The following is a 291-nucleotide window of genomic DNA, read 5'->3' as shown; positions in this document are numbered from 1 at the left end:
TATTTCTTTAACTAACGGCGTTCTCCGCAGGGCGCCCAGAGGTCCGCGGGCGGGTCCGCCCTCCCGCAGCGAGCGATGCTAGCTGAGCAGTTCGTCCAAAGCTTTGAAGAGCTTGTCGATTTCGACGGGCTTGGTGAGGTGGCCGTTCATGCCGCTGCGCAGGGCCTTCTGGCGATCCTCCTCAAAGGCGTCCGCGAATCTAAGACCGCTCGTGGATGCCGATGAAATCGCCGCCGATCCAGGGCGATCCTTCTTGCTCCCCACGGCCGATGCTGTGGCCCAAGCGTTCAC

The 291-nt window shown here is 62.2% G+C and carries 1 pseudogene; it reads right to left on the bottom strand.

What is annotated here, in order from left to right:
- Positions 1-78: 78 nt before the first annotated feature.
- Positions 79-291 (bottom strand): annotated as a pseudogene (locus NE591_RS15225) (hypothetical protein); the annotation flags it as partial.

This window comes from Adlercreutzia sp. DFI.6.23 (genome assembly GCF_024462535.1).
GTDB lineage: Bacteria > Actinomycetota > Coriobacteriia > Coriobacteriales > Eggerthellaceae > Adlercreutzia > Adlercreutzia rubneri.
Note: the sequence above shows the minus strand (reverse complement) of the source record. Positions and strands in the feature narration are given on the sequence as shown.